The organism is Pseudomonas sp. 11/12A (genome assembly GCF_000800055.1).
GTDB lineage: Bacteria > Pseudomonadota > Gammaproteobacteria > Pseudomonadales > Pseudomonadaceae > Aquipseudomonas > Aquipseudomonas mohnii.
Genome location: NZ_JUGV01000001.1, coordinates 4,882,337 through 4,901,437 on the forward strand (window position 1 = coordinate 4,882,337; position 19,101 = coordinate 4,901,437).

Genomic DNA, 19,101 nt, shown 5'->3' on the forward strand with positions numbered 1-19,101 from the left:
CAAAGCCTAGTCAAGCAGATCCAGTTGAAGATGCTCCGCCACCGCTTCAGCCGTCACCACCTTGAGTTTCGGCACACGTCCCAGGCACGGCGCCGGGATTCGTTCGGCGAGGGTCGCCAGGTTTTCTTCCAGCCGCGAGGTTTTCGGATCGATGATGTTGGCCACCCAGCCTGCCAGTTGCAAACCGTCCCGGGCAATCGCCTCGGCCGTCAGCAACGCATGGCTGATGCAGCCCAGGCGCACGCCAACCACCAGAATCACCGGCAGGTCCAGCGCTATCGCCAGGTCGGACAGATTGGCCTGATCCGCCAACGGCACGCGCCAGCCACCGGCCCCTTCGATCAGGGTGAAATCGGCCTGCCTGTCGAGAATCTGCCGCATCGGTGCCAACAGGGACTGTACCGTCAACGCCACGCCCGCCTCACGCGCGGCCAGGTGCGGGGCGATGGCCGGTTCGAACGCCACCGGGTTGACCTGTGCATAAGTCAACGGCAATGAACACTCCGCCAGCAGCGCCAATGCATCGGCATTGCGCAAGCCCTTGGGGGTGACCTCGCAACCGGAAGCGACCGGCTTGCCCGCGGCGGTGCTCAGGCCCGCCGAACGCGCCGCATGCAGCAACCCGGCGGCCACCGTGGTCTTGCCGACATCGGTGTCGGTGCCGGTGATGAAATAGGCTGCACTCATAAGGGTTTCTCCAAAACGGCATACACCACTTGATAAGTCGCCGGCAGTCCCTGGGCCTGACGAAACTGCTCATAAGCCTCAATCAAACCCAGGATCCGCGCCCGGCCGGTCAAACCGCCCGGCCGACCAGGATTCAGATTATGCGCCCCCAGCGCCTTGAGCTCATGGGTCAGGCTGCGCACATCGGGGTAATGCAGCACATGGGGCCGGGTTTCCAGGCTGATCGCCTGCAGACCACTGGCCTCGCACAAGCGTTGATAAACCGCGAACTCGCGGAAGCGGTTGACGTGAACCATGCCGTCCACCTGCCGCCAGCTGTCACGCAGTTCAAACAACGTGCCCACGCACAGACTAGCAAATGCGAAAACACCGCCCGGCTTCAGCACGCGCCTGGCCTCGCCGAGCACCGACGCGAAGTCCTCGCACCACTGCACTGCCAGGCTGGAGTAGATCAGATCGCAGGTCGAATCCTGTAGCGGCAAACGCTCGGCATCGCCCGCGATGAAATGCGTGGCGCCGCCCAGCGGCCGGGCATGCTTGAGCATGCCTTCGGCGATATCCAGCGCCACGCCGTGACTGGTGGGAAACCGCTCGCCCAGCGCACGACTGAAATGCCCGGTGCCACACCCGAGATCCAGCCAACGCCCCGGAACGAAATCATCCGGCAAACGACGCAGCAACTGGCTGCCAACGTCACGCTGCAACTCGGCCACACTGTCGTAGCTCGCCGCCGCACGGGAAAAGGACGCCGCGACCTGGCGCTTGTCGGGCAAACCGCCGGGTGGAACGGGTAGGGATAAATCAGTCATCACCGGACTCATGCAAAAAGGCCTGGATCGCCCCCGCCACACCGTGGGGGTCTTCCAGAAGAAACGCGTGGCTGGCCTGTTCAATCAGACCGATTTCGATATCCGGCAGCAACGCCAGCAAGTCGCCCGCCGCTTCGGCCGGCACCAACCCGTCGAGCCCGGCGAACAGATGCAACTGCGGGCCGCGAAACGCCTGCAACGCTGGCCGGGTGTCCAGTTGTGCGAGCAACTCCAGGCCACTCATCAACACCGGCACCGACGTATGGGGCGCGCCACCGAGCAACAAACGCGACAAGCCGCGCGGGTCTTCGGCACCTTGCGCGCAGAGCAGTGAAAAGCGTTTCAACGTCATCCGTGGGTCGGCGGAACAGCCTGCCAGAAACGCATCAAAGGTTTCGCCGGGCATCGCACTCGGCCACTGTTCATGGGCGACAAAGGACGGGTTGCTCGCCAGGGTCAGCAAGCCGCAGCAACGATCACCGCGACGCGCCGCCAATTCGCAAGCGAGCATGCCACCCAGGGACCAACCGCCGAGCCAGGCGTCCTGCGGCAGCGTCGAGTCGAGTTCGTCGAGCCATTCTTCAAGATCGCTCGACTCCAGCTCCGGCAGCGGCTCGATCTCCACACGCAGGCGCTCGTCCAGGCCCTGCAACGCCGCTGCCAAGGGTTCCAGCGGTGAAACGCCGAGCCCCCAGCCGGGTAGCAGAATCAGTCGATCACGCATGGCTTGGCTCCGGTCCCAGTTGCTGAAAACAATCGGCCAGTCCCTCTAGCAATAGCTGCACCTGCGCCTCGCTATGGGCGGCGGTCAGGGTCACGCGCAACCGGGCGCTGCCGGCGGGCACGGTCGGTGGGCGGATCGCGGTCACCATCAGGCCGCGCTCGCGCAACATCTGCGACAGGCGCACCGCGCGCCCGGCGTCGCCAACCATGATCGGCTGGATCGGCGTGAAGCTGTCCATCAACTCCAGGCCAATCTGCTCGGCACCTCGGCGGAATTGGCTGATCAGCGTTTTCAGATGCTCACGCCGCCAGTGCTCGCTGCGCAGCAGCTCCAGGCTTTTCAGGGTGGCGCAGGCCAGGGCCGGAGGCTGGCTGGTGGTGTAGATGTAGGGGCGGGCGAACTGGATCAGGCTTTCGATCAGTTCCTCACTGCCAGCGACAAAGGCGCCTGCGGTGCCAAACGCCTTGCCAAGGGTGCCGACCAGCACCGGCACCTCGTCCTGGCTCAGGCCGAAATGCTCGACGATGCCGCCGCCGTTGGCCCCCAGCGGACCGAAACCATGGGCGTCATCGACCATCAGCCAGGCGCCTTTGGCCTTGGCTTCCCGGGCCAGCGCCGGCAAGTCGGCGATGTCGCCGTCCATGCTGAACACGCCGTCGGTGACCACCAGCGTATTGCCGGTCGCCTTCTCAAGGCGCTTGGCCAGGCTCACCGCATCGTTATGCAAATAGCGGTTGAAGCGCGCGCCGGACAACAGCCCGGCATCCAGCAACGACGCGTGATTGAGCCGGTCTTCGAGCACTGTATCGCCCTGCCCCACCAACGCCGTCACTGCGCCGAGGTTGGCCATGTAGCCGGTGGTGAACAGCAAGGCGCGTGGACGACCGGTCAGGTCGGCCAGCGCTTCTTCCAGCGCGTGATGGGGGCCGCTGTGACCGATCACCAGATGCGAGGCCCCGCCGCCGACGCCCCACTTCGACGCGCCAGCGCGCCAGGCCTCGATCACTTGCGGGTGATTGGCCAGGCCCAGGTAATCGTTGTTACAGAACGCCAGCAATGGCTGACCATCGACCACCACTTGCGGGCCTTGCGGGCTTTCAAGCAGCGGGCGCTGACGATAGAGATTTTCGGCACGACGGGCAGCAAGGCGTGCGGCGAGATCGAAAGACATGCAGGCCTCGATGGTCAGGTTTCAGAAGCAATCGCGGTTCCGTGTGGGAGCGAGCTTGCTCGCGATGGGCTTGAGGACGCCGCGGGGTATCAGATTTTCCGCGTCATCGTTGACGACCATCGCGACGGTGCGACGATTCGACAGGCTCGCTCCCACAGTGTTTTGCATTCCAACAATGGAACAGGTGCAGTCATCAAACCGCCGCGTTATAGAACTGCTCGCTGCTCTTCTGCTCCACCAGCGCCTGCTCGATGGCGGCCTGATGAACTTCGTCCGAGTGCTCTTCGCGGGCTTCGGGCAGGATGCCCAGACGCGAGAACAACTGCATGTCCTTGTCGGCCTGCGGGTTGGCGGTGGTCAGCAATTTCTCGCCGTAGAAAATCGAGTTGGCGCCGGCAAAGAACGCCAGGGCCTGCATCTGCTCGTTCATGGCTTCGCGGCCGGCGGACAGGCGCACGTGGGATTTCGGCATCAGGATCCGCGCAACGGCGAGCATGCGGATGAAGTCGAACGGGTCGACGTCGTCGGCATTTTCCAGCGGCGTTCCGGCGACTTTCACCAGCATGTTGATCGGCACCGACTCCGGATGCTCCGGCAGGTTGGCCAGCTGGATCAGCAGGTTGGCGCGGTCATCAAGGGACTCGCCCATGCCGAGAATGCCGCCGGAGCAGATTTTCATCCCCGAATCACGTACGTACGCCAGGGTTTGCAGGCGCTCGCTATAGGTGCGGGTGGTGATGATGCTGCCGTAGAACTCAGGCGACGTATCGAGGTTGTGGTTGTAATAGTCGAGGCCAGCCTTGGCCAGGGCTTCGGTCTGTTCCTGATCCAGGCGACCGAGGGTCATGCAGGTTTCCAGGCCCAGGGCTTTTACGCCTTCGACCATCTTCAGCACGTAAGGCATGTCTTTGGCCGACGGATGTTTCCACGCCGCGCCCATGCAGAAACGGGTCGAACCGATGGCCTTGGCGCGAGCGGCCTCTTCGAGGACCTTCTGCACTTCCATCAGTTTTTCTTTTTCCAGGCCGGTGTTGTAGTGACCGGACTGCGGACAATATTTGCAATCTTCCGGGCAGGCGCCAGTCTTGATCGACAGCAGGGTCGATACCTGCACGCGGTTGGCGTCGAAATGCGCACGGTGCACCGTCTGAGCCTGGAACAACAGGTCATTGAATGGCTGAACGAAGAGTGCTTTGACTTCGGCCAAAGACCAGTCATGACGCAGGGTTGCAGAGGTGCTGGCGCTCATGGGTGTTTCCTTTGTTTTATGCTTGGCAAGCGCCGGGAACGGAACCCCGCAGGCGCATCACAGATGTTTCGGCATATTTAAGGAAGAGCGATGCGCTGTCAACCACGATACAAAGGACCGGTTTACAACTGGTTAAAAAACAAACAATCCTGTTTGCTGTGTGATGAGCGGACTGATGGCGTCACGCCGATCTGCATGGCCTGCGAAACCGAGCTGCCCTGGCTCGGCGATCATTGCCAGACCTGCGCCCTGCCCTTGCCCGCTGCCGGCCTGACGTGCGGCCAATGCCTGAACCAGCCGCCGGCCTTCGAACAGGTGATCGCGCCCTGGACTTACAGCTTCCCGATCGACAGCCTGATTACCCGCTTCAAGCACAGCGCCAAATGGCCATTTGGCCACCTGCTCGGCGAACTTCTTGCCCAATCGCTGCAACATCGCTTCGACAATGACCTGCCGCGACCCGACACGCTGGTAGCGGTGCCCCTGGCCGTCCGGCGCCTGCGCCAACGGGGGTTCAATCAGGCCGCCATGCTGGCGCGCTGGCTCGCTGCCCATCTCGATATACCTTCCGATGAGCAGTTGCTGTTGAGGACTCAAGACACCAGCGCCCAACAAGACTTGAATGCCCAGGCGCGCAAGAAGAACCTGCGCCACGCCTTTGCCCTGGCACCCGATGCGTCACCGAAGGGACGCCATCTGGCGCTGGTGGATGACGTACTGACCACCGGCGCCACGGCGCACGCACTGGCCCGCCTGCTGATGGATGCCGGGGCCACCCGCGTCGACGTTTATTGCCTGGCGCGCACGCCCAAGCCTGGCGAGTCGCCGTGACTTGACTCCCGGGCCCCGAGCCGCCAACGTCCTCACCCTCGTCACAGCCCAAAGCGTCTTGCCATGTCCTTGCCTACGTTGTTGTCCCAGCACATTGTCCGCCGCCCGCAACGCATCGCCTTGCTGCAACACATCGCCGAGCAAGGTTCGATCACTCGCGCGGCGAAGAGCGCGGGGCTGAGCTACAAAGCCGCTTGGGATGCCATCGACGAGCTGAACAACCTCGCGCAGAAACCGTTGGTGGAACGCAGTGTCGGCGGCAAGGGGGGTGGCGGCGCCAAACTGTCCGCCGAAGGCGAGCGCGTGTTGCGCCTCTATCAGAAGCTGCAGGCGCTGCAGGCCCAGGTACTGGAGGCCGCCGAGGACGCCAGCGACCTCGACCTGCTTGGCCGGCTGATGCTCCGGACCAGCGCACGCAATCAGTTGCACGGTAAGGTCGCGGCCATTGAAACCCAGGGCTACAACGACCGGATTCGCCTCGAATTGGCCGCTGGCTTGAGCCTCGATGCGCAAATCACCCACGACAGCACCCTGCGCCTGGACCTGCAAACCGGTACCGAAGTCGTGGCCCTGATCAAGGCCGGTTGGCTCGAGGTGCTGGGCGGCGACGAAGAGGCAACAGCCGGAAACAATTGCCTGGAAGGGGTTATCGAAGAAATTCTCGACGCCGAGGACGGCCCTTGCGAAGTGCGCATCGGCCTGCCCAACGGCCTGACACTCTGCGCACTGGCCGGGTCCCGGCATTTGCAATCACGCCAGCTGAGCACCGGAAAACCGGTACGCGTGCAGTTCTCGCCGTCCAACGTCCTGCTCGGCACACCGCTATAAGGACAACTGCAACAAAAGCTTCATCGCCCATCATTAAGGTGACTGCAAAATTCGCAGGGAGCCTGATGTGAGCCTATTAAAAGACAACCAACCCACCGACCTCGAACAAATGGTCGGCCTCAGCCGTCGCGGTTTCATCAGCGCAGGCGCCCTGTGCGGTGCTGCGATGTTTCTGGGTGGCAACCTGCTGAGCCGCAGCGTACTGGCCGCCAGCGTCAGCGCCGGCACCAGCCAGTTACTGGGTTTCGACAGCATCCCCGCCGCCACCAGCGACGCGATCACCCTGCCGCCAGGCTACAAATCATCGGTACTGATCAGCTGGGGCCAACCGCTGCAGAAAAACGGCCCGGCCTTCGACCCGAGCGGCAATGGCACGGCCGAACATCAGGAAGTGCAGTTCGGCGACAACAACGACGGCATGAGCCTGTTCGAATTCCCCGGTGAAAAAGACCGGGCGCTGATGGCGATCAACAACGAATACACCAACTACCGCTACCTCTATCCCCACGGCGGCATGCCGCAGTCGGCGCAAGACGTGCGCAAGGCGCTGGCCTGCGAAGGCGTGTCGGTGATCGAGGTGCAGCGCAAGAACGGTCACTGGCAGTTCGTCCAGGGCTCGCACTACAACCGACGCATCCACGGCAATTCGCCGATCAGCCTGAGCGGCCCGGCCGCTGGCCACGACCTGTTGAAAACCAGCGCCGATCCACACGGCAAAAACGTCCTCGGGACATTCCAGAACTGCGCCAACGGCAAGACGCCGTGGGGCACGTATCTGACCTGCGAAGAGAACTTCACCGACTGCTTCGGCAGCAGCAATGCCGAACAGAAATTCGATGCTGCACAGAAACGCTACGGCGCGGTGGCGACCAGTAAAGAAATCAACTGGCACCCGCACAACGAGCGCTTCGACCTGGCCAAGAACTCCAACGAACTCAACCGTCACGGCTGGGTGGTGGAGATCGACCCGTTCGACCCGAAATCGACCCCGGTCAAACGCACCGCGCTGGGCCGTTTCAAACATGAAAACGCGGCCCTGGCGGAAACCGGCGACGGTCGCGCCGTGGTGTACATGGGCGACGATGAACGCGGCGAGTTCATCTACAAATTCGTCAGCCGCGACAAAATCAACCACAAGAACCCCAAGGCCAACCGCGATCTGCTGGACCACGGCACCTTGTACGTGGCGCGTTTCGACGCCGGCGACAGTCATGCTGATCACCCCAAGGGCCAGGGTGAATGGATCGAACTGACCCACGGCAAGAACGGCATCGACGCCAGCAGCGGTTTTGCCGATCAGGCTGAGGTGTTGATTCATGCGCGCCTGGCCGCCAGCGTGGTCAAAGCCACGCGCATGGATCGCCCGGAATGGATCGTCGTCAGCCCCATGGACGGCCAGGTTTACTGCACGTTGACCAACAACGCCAAACGCGGTGAAGACGGCCAGCCGGTCGGCGGTCCGAACCCGCGGGAGAAGAACGTCTACGGGCAAATCCTGCGCTGGCGCACCGACCACGACGACCATGGCGCGAACACGTTCGCCTGGGACTTGTTCGTGGTCGCGGGCAACCCGCAGGTGCACGCCGGGACGCCAAAAGGCGGATCGTCGAACATCACCGCCCAGAACATGTTCAACAGCCCGGACGGATTGGGTTTCGACAAGGCCGGGCGCTTGTGGATTCTGACCGACGGCGACATGAGCAATGCCGGCGACTTTGCCGGCATGGGCAACAACCAGATGCTTTGCGCCGACCCGAAGACGGGTGAGATTCGCCGCTTCATGGTCGGACCGATTGGGTGCGAGGTAACAGGGATCAGCTTCTCGCCGGATCAGAAGACGCTGTTCGTCGGGATTCAGCATCCTGGCGAAAACGGTGGATCGACCTTCCCCGAGCATTTGCCGAACGGCAAGCCGCGCTCTTCGGTGATGGCGATTACCCGCGAGGATGGCGGAATCGTCGGCGCCTGATCCGGCGTCATCGCGAGCAGGCTCGCTCCCACATGGTCAACACCGAACCTCTGGGAGAGAACTTGCTCGCGGTGACGTCAGCCCAAACCACACACATCTCAAGCCCAGTCACTAAAGATGCCCCGTCTGCGCTACCATGCTTGGCCGGACGCGGCAGCCTGCTGCGCGCAGGAGTCAGCATGGCCCATCCGTTTGAAACCCTCACCCCAGACCTCGTGCTCGATGCCGTCGAAAGCATCGGCTTTCTCAGCGACGCGCGCATTCTGGCGCTCAACAGCTATGAGAACCGCGTCTATCAAGTCGGCATCGAAGACTCCGAGCCGCTGATCGCCAAGTTCTACCGTCCGCAGCGCTGGACCAACGAAGCGATTCTCGAAGAACACCAGTTCACTTTCGAACTCGCTGACGTCGAGGTGCCGGTCGTCGCGCCGTTGATCCACAACGGTGAAACCCTGCACGAACACAAAGGCTTTCGTTTCACCCTGTTCCCCCGCCGGGGTGGCCGTGCGCCGGAGCCGGGCAACCTCGATCAGTTGTATCGCCTGGGGCAATTGCTCGGGCGCCTGCACGCGGTGGGCGCGACCAAACCGTTCCAGCACCGTGAAGCCCTGGGTGTGAAGAACTTCGGTTACGACTCGCTGACAACCTTGCTCGAAGGCAACTTCGTCCCCCGCAGCCTGTTGCCCGCTTACGAGTCAGTGGCCCGCGATCTGCTCAAGCGCGTGGAAGAGGTCTACGACGCCACCCCGCACCAGAACATCCGTATGCACGGCGACTGCCACCCCGGCAACATGATGTGCCGCGACGAGATGTTCCACATCGTCGACCTCGATGACTGCCGCATGGGCCCTGCGGTGCAGGACATCTGGATGATGCTGGCGGGTGATCGCCAGGATTGCCTGGGGCAGTTGTCGGAATTGATGGACGGTTACAACGAGTTCCACGATTTCAACCCGCGCGAACTGGCCTTGATCGAACCGCTGCGCGCCTTGCGCCTGATGCACTACAGCGCCTGGCTCGCCCGCCGCTGGGACGACCCGGCCTTCCCGCGCAGCTTTCCGTGGTTCGGGACGGAAAGGTATTGGGGCGATCAGGTGTTGGCGTTGCGTGAACAATTGGCGGCCCTCAACGAAGAGCCGCTGAAACTCTTCTAAACAGCAGCGCCTCCTGCAGGAGCGAGCCTGCTCGCGATGGTCGTGAACGATAACGCGGGGAACCTGATACCCCGCGGCGCCTTTGAGTTCATCGCGAGCAGGCTCGCGCCTACAAGGATCAGCACATCAGGAAAAATCTCCTTACAATCCCCTTTTTGTTAGCTGCCTAAGCAAGGACTCTGCATGCAAGCTGCCAACCTCCGTCGGGGGTACATCCTGGGCCTGAGCGCCTACATCATTTGGGGAATTTTCCCGCTCTATTTCAAAGCCATCGCCAACGTGCCAGCCGCGGAGATCATCATCCACCGCGTGTTGTGGTCGGCGCTGTTCGGCACTTTGCTGCTGATGGTCTGGAAACATCCGGGCTGGTGGCGCGAGCTGCGGGAGAACCCGAAACGACTGGCGATCCTGGCCCTGAGCGGCACGCTGATCGCCGCCAACTGGCTGACCTACGTCTGGTCGGTGAACAACGGACGCATGCTTGAAGCCAGCCTGGGTTACTACATCAACCCACTGGTGAACGTGCTGCTGGGCATGCTGATCCTCGGCGAACGATTGCGGCGCATGCAGTGGATCGCCGTGGGTCTGGCGGCGGTCGGCGTGGCGCAGCAGGTGTGGCAGGTCGGGAGCCTGCCGTGGGTGTCGCTGGTGCTGGCCCTGACCTTCGGTTGCTACGGGTTGATCCGCAAACAGGCACCGGTCAAGGCCTTGCCGGGGCTGGTGGTGGAAACCTGGATGCTGGTGCCGATTGCCGTCGCCTGGTTGCTGTTCAATCCGACGGCTGTGAGTGCTCAACCTGAGTTCTGGACGACGTCCGAAGCCTGGTGGCTGGTCGCTGCCGGCCCGGTGACGCTGGTGCCGCTGGTCTGCTTCAACGCCGCTGCAAGGCATTTGCCCTACACCACGTTGGGATTCCTCCAGTACCTGGCGCCGACATTGGTGTTGTTGCAAGCCGTGCTGCTGTTTGGCGAACACCTGTCGTCGAGCACCTTACTGGCATTCATCTTTATCTGGGCCGGCCTGGCCGTTTACAGCGTCGATGCCTGGGTCAGCCTGCGCCGCCGAAGCTGATCAAAAAACGCACAAATCTCTGCAGACCACGTCTACCGTGGCCTGCATCGTTTCTTCCCAAGGTTATCCACAACCTGATCCCCGGCGAATGTGCGCAAGTCGCTGAAACTGCTGGTTTTTTGATCAATTCCTGAAGAGCCCCGGCCAGCATGGTCTGGCGGGCTGTCTCTACAGGTTATCCACAGGCAGGTGCACGTTTAACTTGGATAACCGGATCAAGACTCGCTGCGCAGCACCAATTCCACCATCAGATCGTCGGCCAGGGTTTCCAGGCGCGATTGCAGTACATCCAGGGACAAGGTCAAGGGGACCGCGAGAATCGCTTCGGCGTGGAACAGCGGCTCACTGCTCATCGGCGCCGGCCGCACTTCAGTCACCAGCCGTTCCAGGTTCACGCCCTGCTCACTCAACAGTCGAGTGATATCACGCACGATTCCCGGCCGGTCATTGCCGACCAACTCCATGGCGATGGGTTTCCAGGTGCACGATTGCTCAATGCCGCTTTCGGCGATCAAGACGCGAATGCCTTGGGTGGACAAACCTTGCAGGGCATCGACCAGTTCATCGTAGGCCTCTGCCGGTACGCCGACCCGAAGGATCCCGGCAAATTGCCCGGCCATGCGCGACATACGGCTTTCCAGCCAGTTGCCGCCGTGCTCGGCAATGCATTGGGCGATGCGCTCGACCTGCCCAGGCTTGTCTGGAGCGAAAACAGTGAGTACGAGGTGGTCCATGGCGCAGCCCTCTGGTCATGACTTTTATTATAGAAAACCAAGTATAGGCAAGGCGCCGGAATCGGCTTGGCACTGCTGTTCTGTGGCGAGAGAGCTTGCTCCCTCGCCACAAAAAACAAAGCCCCATCGCGGGGCCAGCAAAGATTATGTGTACAACTTTTTATATTTAACTGGAACAATCTCATGCTTTTTTGAGAACATCCCGATCCTCGACGTGACTGCAATGCGTCATGGGGTCGCAGAACGACGTAATTAGTCTAATTTTCACAACCGCAATTCATCATGTAGTATGCCGCAGCGCGCACTACATAACGTTGGATCGATGTCTGCCTCAGGCGCAGTCGCATCCCTGAAAGTCCCGTCGACAAGGCCTCCACGCCGTTGATGGGTCCCCCACCCAGCCGTCAGAAATGGCATGTACTGGTCCCAGGGTTTGTGGTTTAAATGCCAAAGGCTTCATTGTTAATTTGAAGAGCTGAAAAGCGAAATAGCTGAGCAGAGTGAGGCAAGCAATGACTGAACACGTTCAAGTCGGTGGCCTGCAGGTCGCCAAAGTCCTGTTCGACTTCGTGAACAACGAAGCCATTCCCGGTTCCGGCCTCACCGCCGACACGTTCTGGGCCGGTGCCGACAAGGTCATTCATGACCTGGCGCCGAAGAACAAAGCCCTACTCGCCAAACGCGATGATTTCCAGGCTCGTATCGATGGCTGGCACCAATCCCGTGCCGGTCAACCACACGATGCCGTGGCCTATAAAGCCTTCCTGCAAGACATCGGTTATCTGCTGCCAGAAGCGGCCGATTTCCAGGCAACGACGCAAAACGTCGATGATGAAATCGCCCGTATGGCCGGCCCGCAACTCGTGGTGCCGGTCATGAACGCCCGTTTCGCACTCAATGCTTCGAACGCCCGCTGGGGTTCGCTGTATGACGCGCTCTACGGCACCGACGCGATCAGCGAAGCTGACGGCGCGGAAAAAGGCAAAGGCTACAACAAGGTTCGCGGCGACAAGGTCATCGCCTTCGCCCGCGCCTTCCTCGACGAAGCGGCGCCATTGGCGGCCGGCTCCCACGTCGACTCTACCCGCTACACCATTGTTGACGGCAAACTGGTGGTCGCCCTCAAAGGCGGCAGCAACACCGGCCTGCGCAACGATGCCCAACTGATCGGCTTCCAGGGCGCTGCCTCGGCACCCACCGCGATCCTGCTGAAAAACAACGGCCTGCATTTCGAAATCCAGGTCGATGCCAGCACCCCGGTCGGCCAGACCGATGCCGCCGGTGTCAAAGACATCCTGATGGAAGCGGCGCTGACCACCATCATGGATTGCGAAGACTCGGTCGCTGCAGTCGATGCCGATGACAAAGTGGTGATCTACCGCAACTGGCTCGGCCTGATGAAGGGCGATCTATCGGAAGAAGTCGCCAAGGGTGGTCAGACGTTTACCCGCACCATGAACGCCGACCGCACCTACACCGCCGTCGATGGCAGTGAACTGAGCCTGCATGGCCGTTCGTTGCTGTTCGTGCGCAACGTCGGTCACCTGATGACCATCGACGCGATCCTCGATAAAGACGGCAACGAAGTGCCGGAAGGTATCCTCGATGGCCTGGTCACTTGCCTGGCCGCACTGCACAACCTGAACGGCAACACGTCGCGCAAAAACACCCGCACCGGTTCGATCTACATCGTCAAACCGAAAATGCACGGCCCGGAAGAAGCGGCGTTCACCAACGAGCTGTTCGGTCGCATCGAAGACGTGCTGGCCCTGCCACGCAACACCCTCAAAGTCGGGATCATGGACGAGGAGCGTCGTACCACGATCAACCTCAAGGCCTGCATCAAGGCTGCCAGCGAGCGCGTGGTGTTCATCAACACCGGCTTCCTCGACCGTACCGGCGACGAAATCCACACCTCCATGGAAGCCGGCCCGATGGTGCGCAAGGCCGACATGAAGGCGGAAAAATGGATTGGCGCCTACGAGAACTCCAACGTCGATATCGGCTTGAGCACCGGCCTGCAAGGTCGCGCACAAATCGGTAAAGGCATGTGGGCCATGCCGGACCTGATGGCCGCGATGCTCGAACAGAAAATCGCTCATCCACTGGCCGGCGCCAACACCGCCTGGGTCCCTTCGCCGACCGCCGCTGCCTTGCACGCGCTGCACTACCACAAGGTTGACGTGTTCGCGCGTCAGGCCGAACTGGCCAAACGTGCTCACGCCTCGGTGGACGACATCCTGACCATCCCGCTGGCGGTCAATCCGCAGTGGACCGCCGAGCAGATCAAGAACGAACTGGACAACAACGCCCAGGGCATTCTCGGTTACGTGGTGCGCTGGATCGACCAGGGCGTCGGCTGTTCGAAAGTGCCGGACATCAACGACATCGGCCTGATGGAAGACCGTGCGACGCTGCGTATTTCCAGCCAGCACATCGCCAACTGGCTGCGTCACGGTATCGTCACTCAAGAGCAAGTGATGGAAAGCCTCAAGCGCATGGCGCCAGTGGTGGACCGTCAGAATGCCGGGGATGCGCTGTATCGTCCGCTGGCACCGAACTTCGACAGCAACATCGCCTTCCAGGCAGCCGTCGAACTGGTGATCGAAGGTACCCAGCAGCCAAACGGCTACACCGAGCCGGTCCTGCACCGTCGTCGTCGCGAGTTCAAGGCTGCCAATGGCCTGTAACTGAGCGTTTGCGCCGGACATGAAAAAGCCCTGATCGAACGATCAGGGCTTTTTCTTTTGCAAATGCGATTCCCTGTGGGAGCGAGCGGCGCTGACAGGTCTGGCCTAAGACTCCATCCCCAACTCATGCTTCACCAGCGCCAGCAACTGACCGCTATCAATCGGCTTGAGCAGGAAATCCACCACACTCAAATGCATCGCTGCAATGGCGTCTTTCACGTCGGCATCCCCCGAGACGATGATGATCGGCATCGCCGCCCGCTCCGACTCACGCACCCGGCGGATCAGATCCAGGCCGTCTATGTGGCCCATTCGCAGATCGGTGATCACCAGGCCAATCGCCGGTTTCTCTGCCAGCATTTTGAGTGCGGTCTCGCCACTGGCGGCGGTCAGGCAGCGAATCCCGTCCAGCGCCAGAATCTCTGACAACAATTCCCGGGCGTCTTTATCGTCATCGACGATCAGCACGCGCTGCGGCGGCAAGTCAGGTTCCAGCATGACGGCACTGAGCGCCTCGCGCTCGGCGTCACTCAAAATATCGTGGTCGGACATGGCTTTCTCTACATGTTCAGTTCAATTCCCTAGCACAGTGGTCAGACATCGCTAAGCAGACCTTCAATGTGCACTTCGTCGGATATTTTTCCAATAGGGAGGCTGCGAGGTTTTTCGCACAATTGCGTAAGGCTTTTCCGACATTCCCTCACACACATCACCTACCTAGACTTACGTCCAATGGGCACCCGGACCGCAGGGGCCGACCATGGCCGAGTCATCCGACGACAAAAAATCCAACAAGACTGCGGTTATGGTTATGAGTAAAGCGGACGCCTTCACACAGGCAGGGAAAACCGCGGTGTTGCAGAACATCCAGGGCACCTTGCAATTCCTTCAGCGCTTCCCGCCCTTCAATCAAATGGAACACGCGCACCTGGCGTACCTGGTTGAGCAGTGTCAGCTGCGTTTTTATGCGCCCGGCGAAAGCATCATCAAGCCTGCCGATGGCCCGGTTGAACACTTTTACATCGTCAAGCAGGGCCGGGTCGTGGGCGAACGTCCGCACACGGCCAAGGGCGGCACTGAAACGACCTTCGAAATCACCACCGGCGAGTGTTTTCCCCTCGCCGCGTTGCTGGGCGAGCGGGCGACCCGCACCGAGCATCTCGCCGCCGAAGACACTTTTTGCCTACAGCTGAACAAGCTCGCGTTCATCAAACTGTTCGCCATTTCCAGCACCTTCCGCGACTTTGCCCTACGCGGCGTCAGTAGTCTGTTGGATCAGGTCAACCAGCAGGTCCAGCAAAAGGCCGTGGAAACCCTCGGCACCCAATACTCGCTCAACACCCGCCTCGGCGAATTGGCCATGCGCCATCCGGTGACCTGCAGCCCGGAGACACCGCTGCGCGAAGCCGTGACCCTGATGCATGAACAGCAGGTGGGCAGCATTGTGGTGGTCGATGCGCAAAAGGCGCCGCTGGGGATTTTCACCCTGCGTGACTTGCGTCAGGTCGTGGCCAACGGCACGAATGACTTCAACGAAACCATCGAACGGCACATGACCCATGCGCCGTTTTTCCTGTCGCCGGATCACAGTGCCTTTGACGCCGCCATTGCCATGACCGAGCGCCACATCGCCCACGTCTGCCTGGTCAAGAACCAGCGCCTGTGCGGTGTGGTCTCGGAACGTGACCTGTTTTCCCTGCAACGGGTCGACCTGGTGCACCTGGCGCGCACCATTCGCAGCGCCCAGCGTGTGGAAAACCTGGTCACCCTGCGCGGCGAGATCGGTCAACTGGTGGAACGCATGCTGGCCCACGGCGCGTCTTCGACCCAGATCACCCACATCATCACGCTGCTCAACGACCATACCGTGTGCCGGGTGATCGAGTTGACCCTGGCCGAGAAAGGCGACCCCGGCGTGCCGTTCAGTTGGCTGTGTTTCGGCAGCGAAGGCCGCCGCGAGCAAACCCTGCACACGGATCAGGACAACGGCATCATCTTTGAAGCGCGGGACGCCGCCCACGCCGCTGAAATTCGCGGCAAGTTGCTGCCCATCGCCCAGCAGATCAACCAGAGCCTGGCCCTGTGCGGCTTCACCCTGTGCAAGGGCAACATCATGGCCGGCAACCCCGAGCTGTGTTTGTCCCGAACCGAATGGGCTCGGCGTTTTGCAGCATTTATCCGCGAGGCAACGCCGGAGAACCTGCTCGGTTCGAGTATCTATTTCGATTTGCGCGTGGTCTGGGGCAGCGAGCAAGGCTGCGAACAGTTGCGCCGCGCAATTCTCGATCAAGTCGGCGACAACCGCTTGTTCCAGCGCATGATGGCCGAGAACGCCTTGCGCAATCGTCCACCCGTGGGCCGTTTCCGTGAGTTTGTGCTGGCCCGGAAAAATGGCGAGAAGGCGACCCTCGACCTGAAGGTCCAGGGCCTGGCCCCGTTCGTCGATGCTGCACGTTTACTGGCCCTGGCCAACGGCGTCGAAGCGAACAATACGCTGGAGCGGTTTCGCCAGTTGGTCGACAAGGAGGTCATCGACGCCCTGGACGGTGCAGCGTATGAAGAGGCGTATCACTTCATTCAGCAAACCCGCATGCAGCAACATCAACGCCAGACCCGGGAAAACCTGCCCTACTCCAACCGCGTGGACCCGGACAGCCTCAATCATCTGGACCGACGCATCCTGCGTGAATCGCTGCGCCAGGCCCAACGCCTGCAAAGCAGCCTGACCCTGCGGTATCAGCTATGAGCCTGTTTTCATGGCTGCGCCCGGCCGGCCCGATCCTGTCCGGGGAGCTGCAACTTCGCCTGCAACGCTTGCCAACACCGACTGGGCTGAGTGAATGCAGCCTGCGCGAACAGCGCTGGGTCGTACTGGACCTGGAGACCACCGGGCTGAACCTGAACAAGGACCGCGTGCTGTCCATCGGCGCGGTGGTGATCGAGGACGGCGCGATCGATTTCAGCCAACAGTTCGAACGCACCCTGCAGTGCACCGAAGTCAAACTCGGACCCAGCGTCTTGATCCACGGCATCGGACCCAGCGCGATTGCCGCCGGCAGTGACCCGGCGCTGGCATTGGTCGAATTCATGGAGTACGTCGGTGACAGCCCGATCCTGGCCTTCCATGCGCCTTTCGATCAACACATGCTCGGCCGCGCCTTGAAAGATCATCTGGGCTACAAGTTGCAGCATCCCTTTCTGGATGTGGCGGACATCGCCCCGCTGCTGTGCCCGCAAGCCAACATCCGCGAAGCCGGGCTGGACGAGTGGATCGACTGGTTCAAGCTCGAAGTCTTCGAGCGCCACAACGCCAGCGCCGATGCCCTGGCGACCGCCGAATTGGCGCTGATCCTGTTCAGCCGGGCACGGCAGCAGCAGATTCATAGCCCGTTGAATTTGCAGCAGCGCTTGAATCAGTGGAAGCGACGGCAGCGCACACCGTCCTTCTGATCTTCAACCTCTGTTCCGGCCTCATCGCGGGCAAGCCACGCTCCCACAGGAATTGTGCATAACCTTGTGGCGTGCCCGCGATAAACGATGACGCGGTCTCCCGACCAACGCCAATTGCTTTACCTCCCCCGCCTCTGACACAATCGCGAACTATTCTCGTTAGTTAACGTTTCCCAATCGGTAATGCAACGTGACGTCAGTCCCAAGCCCCCAGAATGAGCTCGTCGGTGCGTTATATCGCGACCATCGCGGTTGGCTGTTGGCCTGGCTTCGGCGCAACGTTGCCTGCCCGCAACGGGCCGAAGACCTGAGTCAGGACACGTTCGTGCGTTTGCTCGGCCGTGAGCAATTGAAGGAACCGCGCGAGCCTCGGGCCTTTCTGGTGGCAATTGCCAAAGGCCTGCTGTTTGACCACTTCCGTAGAGCCGCACTGGAACAGGCTTACCTGACCGATCTGATGCTGATACCCGAAGCCGAGCAACCGTCGGTGGAAGAACAGCAAATGATCCTTGAAGACCTGAAAAACATCGATCGCCTGCTCGGCAAACTGTCGAGCAAGGCGCGGGCGGCGTTTCTCTACAACCGTCTCGACGGCCTCAATCACGCGCAAATCGCCGAACGCCTGGGCGTATCGGTACCACGGGTGCGTCAGTACCTGGCCCAAGGCATTCGGCAGTGCTACATCGCGCTGTACGGTGAGCCGACATGAACCCGATCAGTTCCAGGCCGGTGTCGGCACAGGTGCTGGACGCGGCGATTGCCTGGCAGCTGTCGCTGGACTCCGGCAACCCGGTAGAGCGCGAAGCGTTCTCCAAATGGCATGCCGCCCACGAAGAACACGCTCGCGCCTGGCGCCAGTTGGGCATGCTCGACCAGCGTTTCAGTGTCGCCAGCGGCCCGGCCCGCACCGCCCTGCTGCAATCGCGCGAAAGCCTTCGCCGACGCATGCGCAAGCTTGGCAGCGGCATGGCCAGCGTCGTCGCCGTGATGGGCCTGGCGCTGTTCACCGCAGATCGTTACCTGCCGCTCGACTATTGGCTGGCGGACCAGCGCACCGCCACTGGCGAACAACGCACCCTGCGCCTGGCCGACGGCACGCTGATCAACCTCAACACCCACAGCGCCGTCGACGTTCGCTTCGACGAGGAGCAGCGCCGGGTCATTCTTCAGGAAGGCGAGATCCTGATCGAAACGGCCCATGGCGATGCCCGACCGTTTATCGTCGAAACCCGCGAAGGCAGCATGCGCGCCCTGGGCACGCGTTTTCTGGTCAAGCGCGAAGCACAAGGCACGCGCCTGAGCGTGCTGCAGTCGGCAGTGGCCGCACACCCTGAATCGAGCCCGCAAGAGCAGATCCTGCGCGAAGGCCAGCAAGTGCTGATACGCAACGACAGCCTGGGCCCGGTGACTGCGCTCGGCCTCGGCGCCGATGCCTGGACGCGCGGCATGCTGGTGGTGGACAACGCTCGCCTGGAAGACCTTGTCCGTGAGCTTGGCCGTTATCGCCCCGGACATTTGGGCGTGTCACCGGCAGTGGCCGACCTGCGGATCACCGGCAGCTTCCCGCTCAAGGACACCAATCTGGCGCTGGACGCCCTGCTGCCGACCCTGCCGGTGCAGATTGAGCAGCACACCTCATGGTGGGTGACGGTGGCGGCGAAGACTGAGGCCAAGCGCAATCCCCTGTAGGAGCTGGCCTGCCAGCGATGGTCGTTAACGATAACGCCATGCTCA

Annotated in this window: 17 protein-coding genes; 10 read left to right on the forward strand and 7 right to left on the reverse strand. The window is 61.5% G+C overall.

What is annotated here, in order from left to right; translation table 11 throughout:
* Positions 1 to 6: 6 nt before the first annotated feature.
* From bioD to bioB, 5 genes are all read right to left on the reverse strand, one after another.
* Entirely contained in the window at positions 7 to 687 is a 681-nt protein-coding gene (gene bioD, locus GQ39_RS22520) for a dethiobiotin synthase (RefSeq protein ID WP_047534235.1), read from the reverse strand.
* Entirely contained in the window at positions 684 to 1,496 is an 813-nt protein-coding gene (gene bioC / locus GQ39_RS22525; protein ID WP_047534240.1) for a malonyl-ACP O-methyltransferase BioC, read from the reverse strand. Before bioC ends, bioD begins: the two co-directional genes overlap by 4 nt.
* A complete protein-coding gene (locus GQ39_RS22530; protein ID WP_047534243.1) occupies positions 1,489 to 2,220 on the reverse strand; it encodes an alpha/beta fold hydrolase in 732 nt (243 codons plus the stop codon). The genes bioC and GQ39_RS22530 overlap by 8 nt, the downstream gene beginning before the upstream one ends.
* On the reverse strand, positions 2,213 to 3,391 hold the full coding sequence (gene bioF, locus GQ39_RS22535; protein WP_047534244.1) for an 8-amino-7-oxononanoate synthase: 1,179 nt from the start codon (positions 3,389 to 3,391) through the stop codon (positions 2,213 to 2,215). Before bioF ends, GQ39_RS22530 begins: the two co-directional genes overlap by 8 nt.
* Before the next feature lie 193 nt (positions 3,392 to 3,584).
* Positions 3,585 to 4,640: a biotin synthase BioB gene (gene bioB / locus GQ39_RS22540; RefSeq protein WP_047534246.1), complete on the reverse strand. Its 1,056-nt coding sequence runs from the start codon at positions 4,638 to 4,640 to the stop codon at positions 3,585 to 3,587.
* 90 nt (positions 4,641 to 4,730) lie between these two features.
* Here bioB and GQ39_RS22545 point away from each other — a divergent pair, with 90 nt between their 5' ends.
* The 5 genes from GQ39_RS22545 to rarD all read left to right on the forward strand — a co-directional run bounded on the left by GQ39_RS22545 (position 4,731) and on the right by rarD (position 10,493).
* Positions 4,731 to 5,471 carry a ComF family protein gene (locus tag GQ39_RS22545; protein WP_047534249.1) on the forward strand — a complete coding sequence of 247 codons (741 nt, stop codon included), beginning with the start codon at positions 4,731 to 4,733 and terminating at the stop codon, positions 5,469 to 5,471.
* A gap of 63 nt (positions 5,472 to 5,534) precedes the next feature.
* Positions 5,535 to 6,299, forward strand: a complete 765-nt coding sequence (locus tag GQ39_RS22550; RefSeq protein WP_047534251.1) for a TOBE domain-containing protein — start codon at positions 5,535 to 5,537, stop codon at positions 6,297 to 6,299.
* A 67-nt stretch (positions 6,300 to 6,366) separates the two neighbouring features.
* The gene (locus tag GQ39_RS22555) at positions 6,367 to 8,268 is read left to right on the forward strand and encodes a PhoX family protein (RefSeq protein WP_047534253.1); all 1,902 of its coding nucleotides are present in this window, start codon (positions 6,367 to 6,369) and stop codon (positions 8,266 to 8,268) included.
* A gap of 179 nt (positions 8,269 to 8,447) precedes the next feature.
* Positions 8,448 to 9,422 (forward strand): serine/threonine protein kinase, encoded by a 975-nt coding sequence (locus GQ39_RS22560; RefSeq protein WP_047534256.1) that lies wholly within the window; start codon positions 8,448 to 8,450, stop codon positions 9,420 to 9,422.
* Positions 9,423 to 9,605: 183 nt separating this feature from the next.
* On the forward strand, positions 9,606 to 10,493 hold the full coding sequence (gene rarD / locus GQ39_RS22565) for an EamA family transporter RarD (RefSeq protein ID WP_047534258.1): 888 nt from the start codon (positions 9,606 to 9,608) through the stop codon (positions 10,491 to 10,493).
* Positions 10,494 to 10,708: 215 nt separating this feature from the next.
* Here the strand turns inward: rarD and GQ39_RS22570 are convergent, their stop codons facing one another.
* Entirely contained in the window at positions 10,709 to 11,227 is a 519-nt protein-coding gene (locus GQ39_RS22570; RefSeq protein ID WP_047534260.1) for a glycine cleavage system protein R, read from the reverse strand.
* 512 nt (positions 11,228 to 11,739) lie between these two features.
* Between GQ39_RS22570 and GQ39_RS22575 the strand changes: the two genes are divergently transcribed.
* On the forward strand, positions 11,740 to 13,917 hold the full coding sequence (locus GQ39_RS22575) for a malate synthase G (RefSeq protein ID WP_047534262.1): 2,178 nt from the start codon (positions 11,740 to 11,742) through the stop codon (positions 13,915 to 13,917).
* A gap of 105 nt (positions 13,918 to 14,022) precedes the next feature.
* Here GQ39_RS22575 and GQ39_RS22580 read toward each other — a convergent pair whose 3' ends face one another.
* Positions 14,023 to 14,469, reverse strand: a complete 447-nt coding sequence (locus GQ39_RS22580) for a response regulator (RefSeq protein WP_047534265.1) — start codon at positions 14,467 to 14,469, stop codon at positions 14,023 to 14,025.
* A 253-nt stretch (positions 14,470 to 14,722) separates the two neighbouring features.
* Between GQ39_RS22580 and GQ39_RS22585 the strand changes: the two genes are divergently transcribed.
* The 4 genes from GQ39_RS22585 to GQ39_RS22600 all read left to right on the forward strand — a co-directional run bounded on the left by GQ39_RS22585 (position 14,723) and on the right by GQ39_RS22600 (position 19,056).
* Complete coding sequence (locus GQ39_RS22585) at positions 14,723 to 16,663, forward strand: putative nucleotidyltransferase substrate binding domain-containing protein (RefSeq protein ID WP_047539101.1); 1,941 nt, start codon at positions 14,723 to 14,725, stop codon at positions 16,661 to 16,663.
* Positions 16,660 to 17,367: a 3'-5' exonuclease gene (locus tag GQ39_RS22590; protein WP_047534268.1), complete on the forward strand. Its 708-nt coding sequence runs from the start codon at positions 16,660 to 16,662 to the stop codon at positions 17,365 to 17,367. Before GQ39_RS22585 ends, GQ39_RS22590 begins: the two co-directional genes overlap by 4 nt.
* Before the next feature lie 190 nt (positions 17,368 to 17,557).
* Positions 17,558 to 18,076 (forward strand): RNA polymerase sigma factor, encoded by a 519-nt coding sequence (locus GQ39_RS22595; protein WP_047534270.1) that lies wholly within the window; start codon positions 17,558 to 17,560, stop codon positions 18,074 to 18,076.
* A complete protein-coding gene (locus GQ39_RS22600; RefSeq protein WP_047534273.1) occupies positions 18,073 to 19,056 on the forward strand; it encodes a FecR domain-containing protein in 984 nt (327 codons plus the stop codon). Before GQ39_RS22595 ends, GQ39_RS22600 begins: the two co-directional genes overlap by 4 nt.
* Positions 19,057 to 19,101 lie beyond the last annotated feature (45 nt).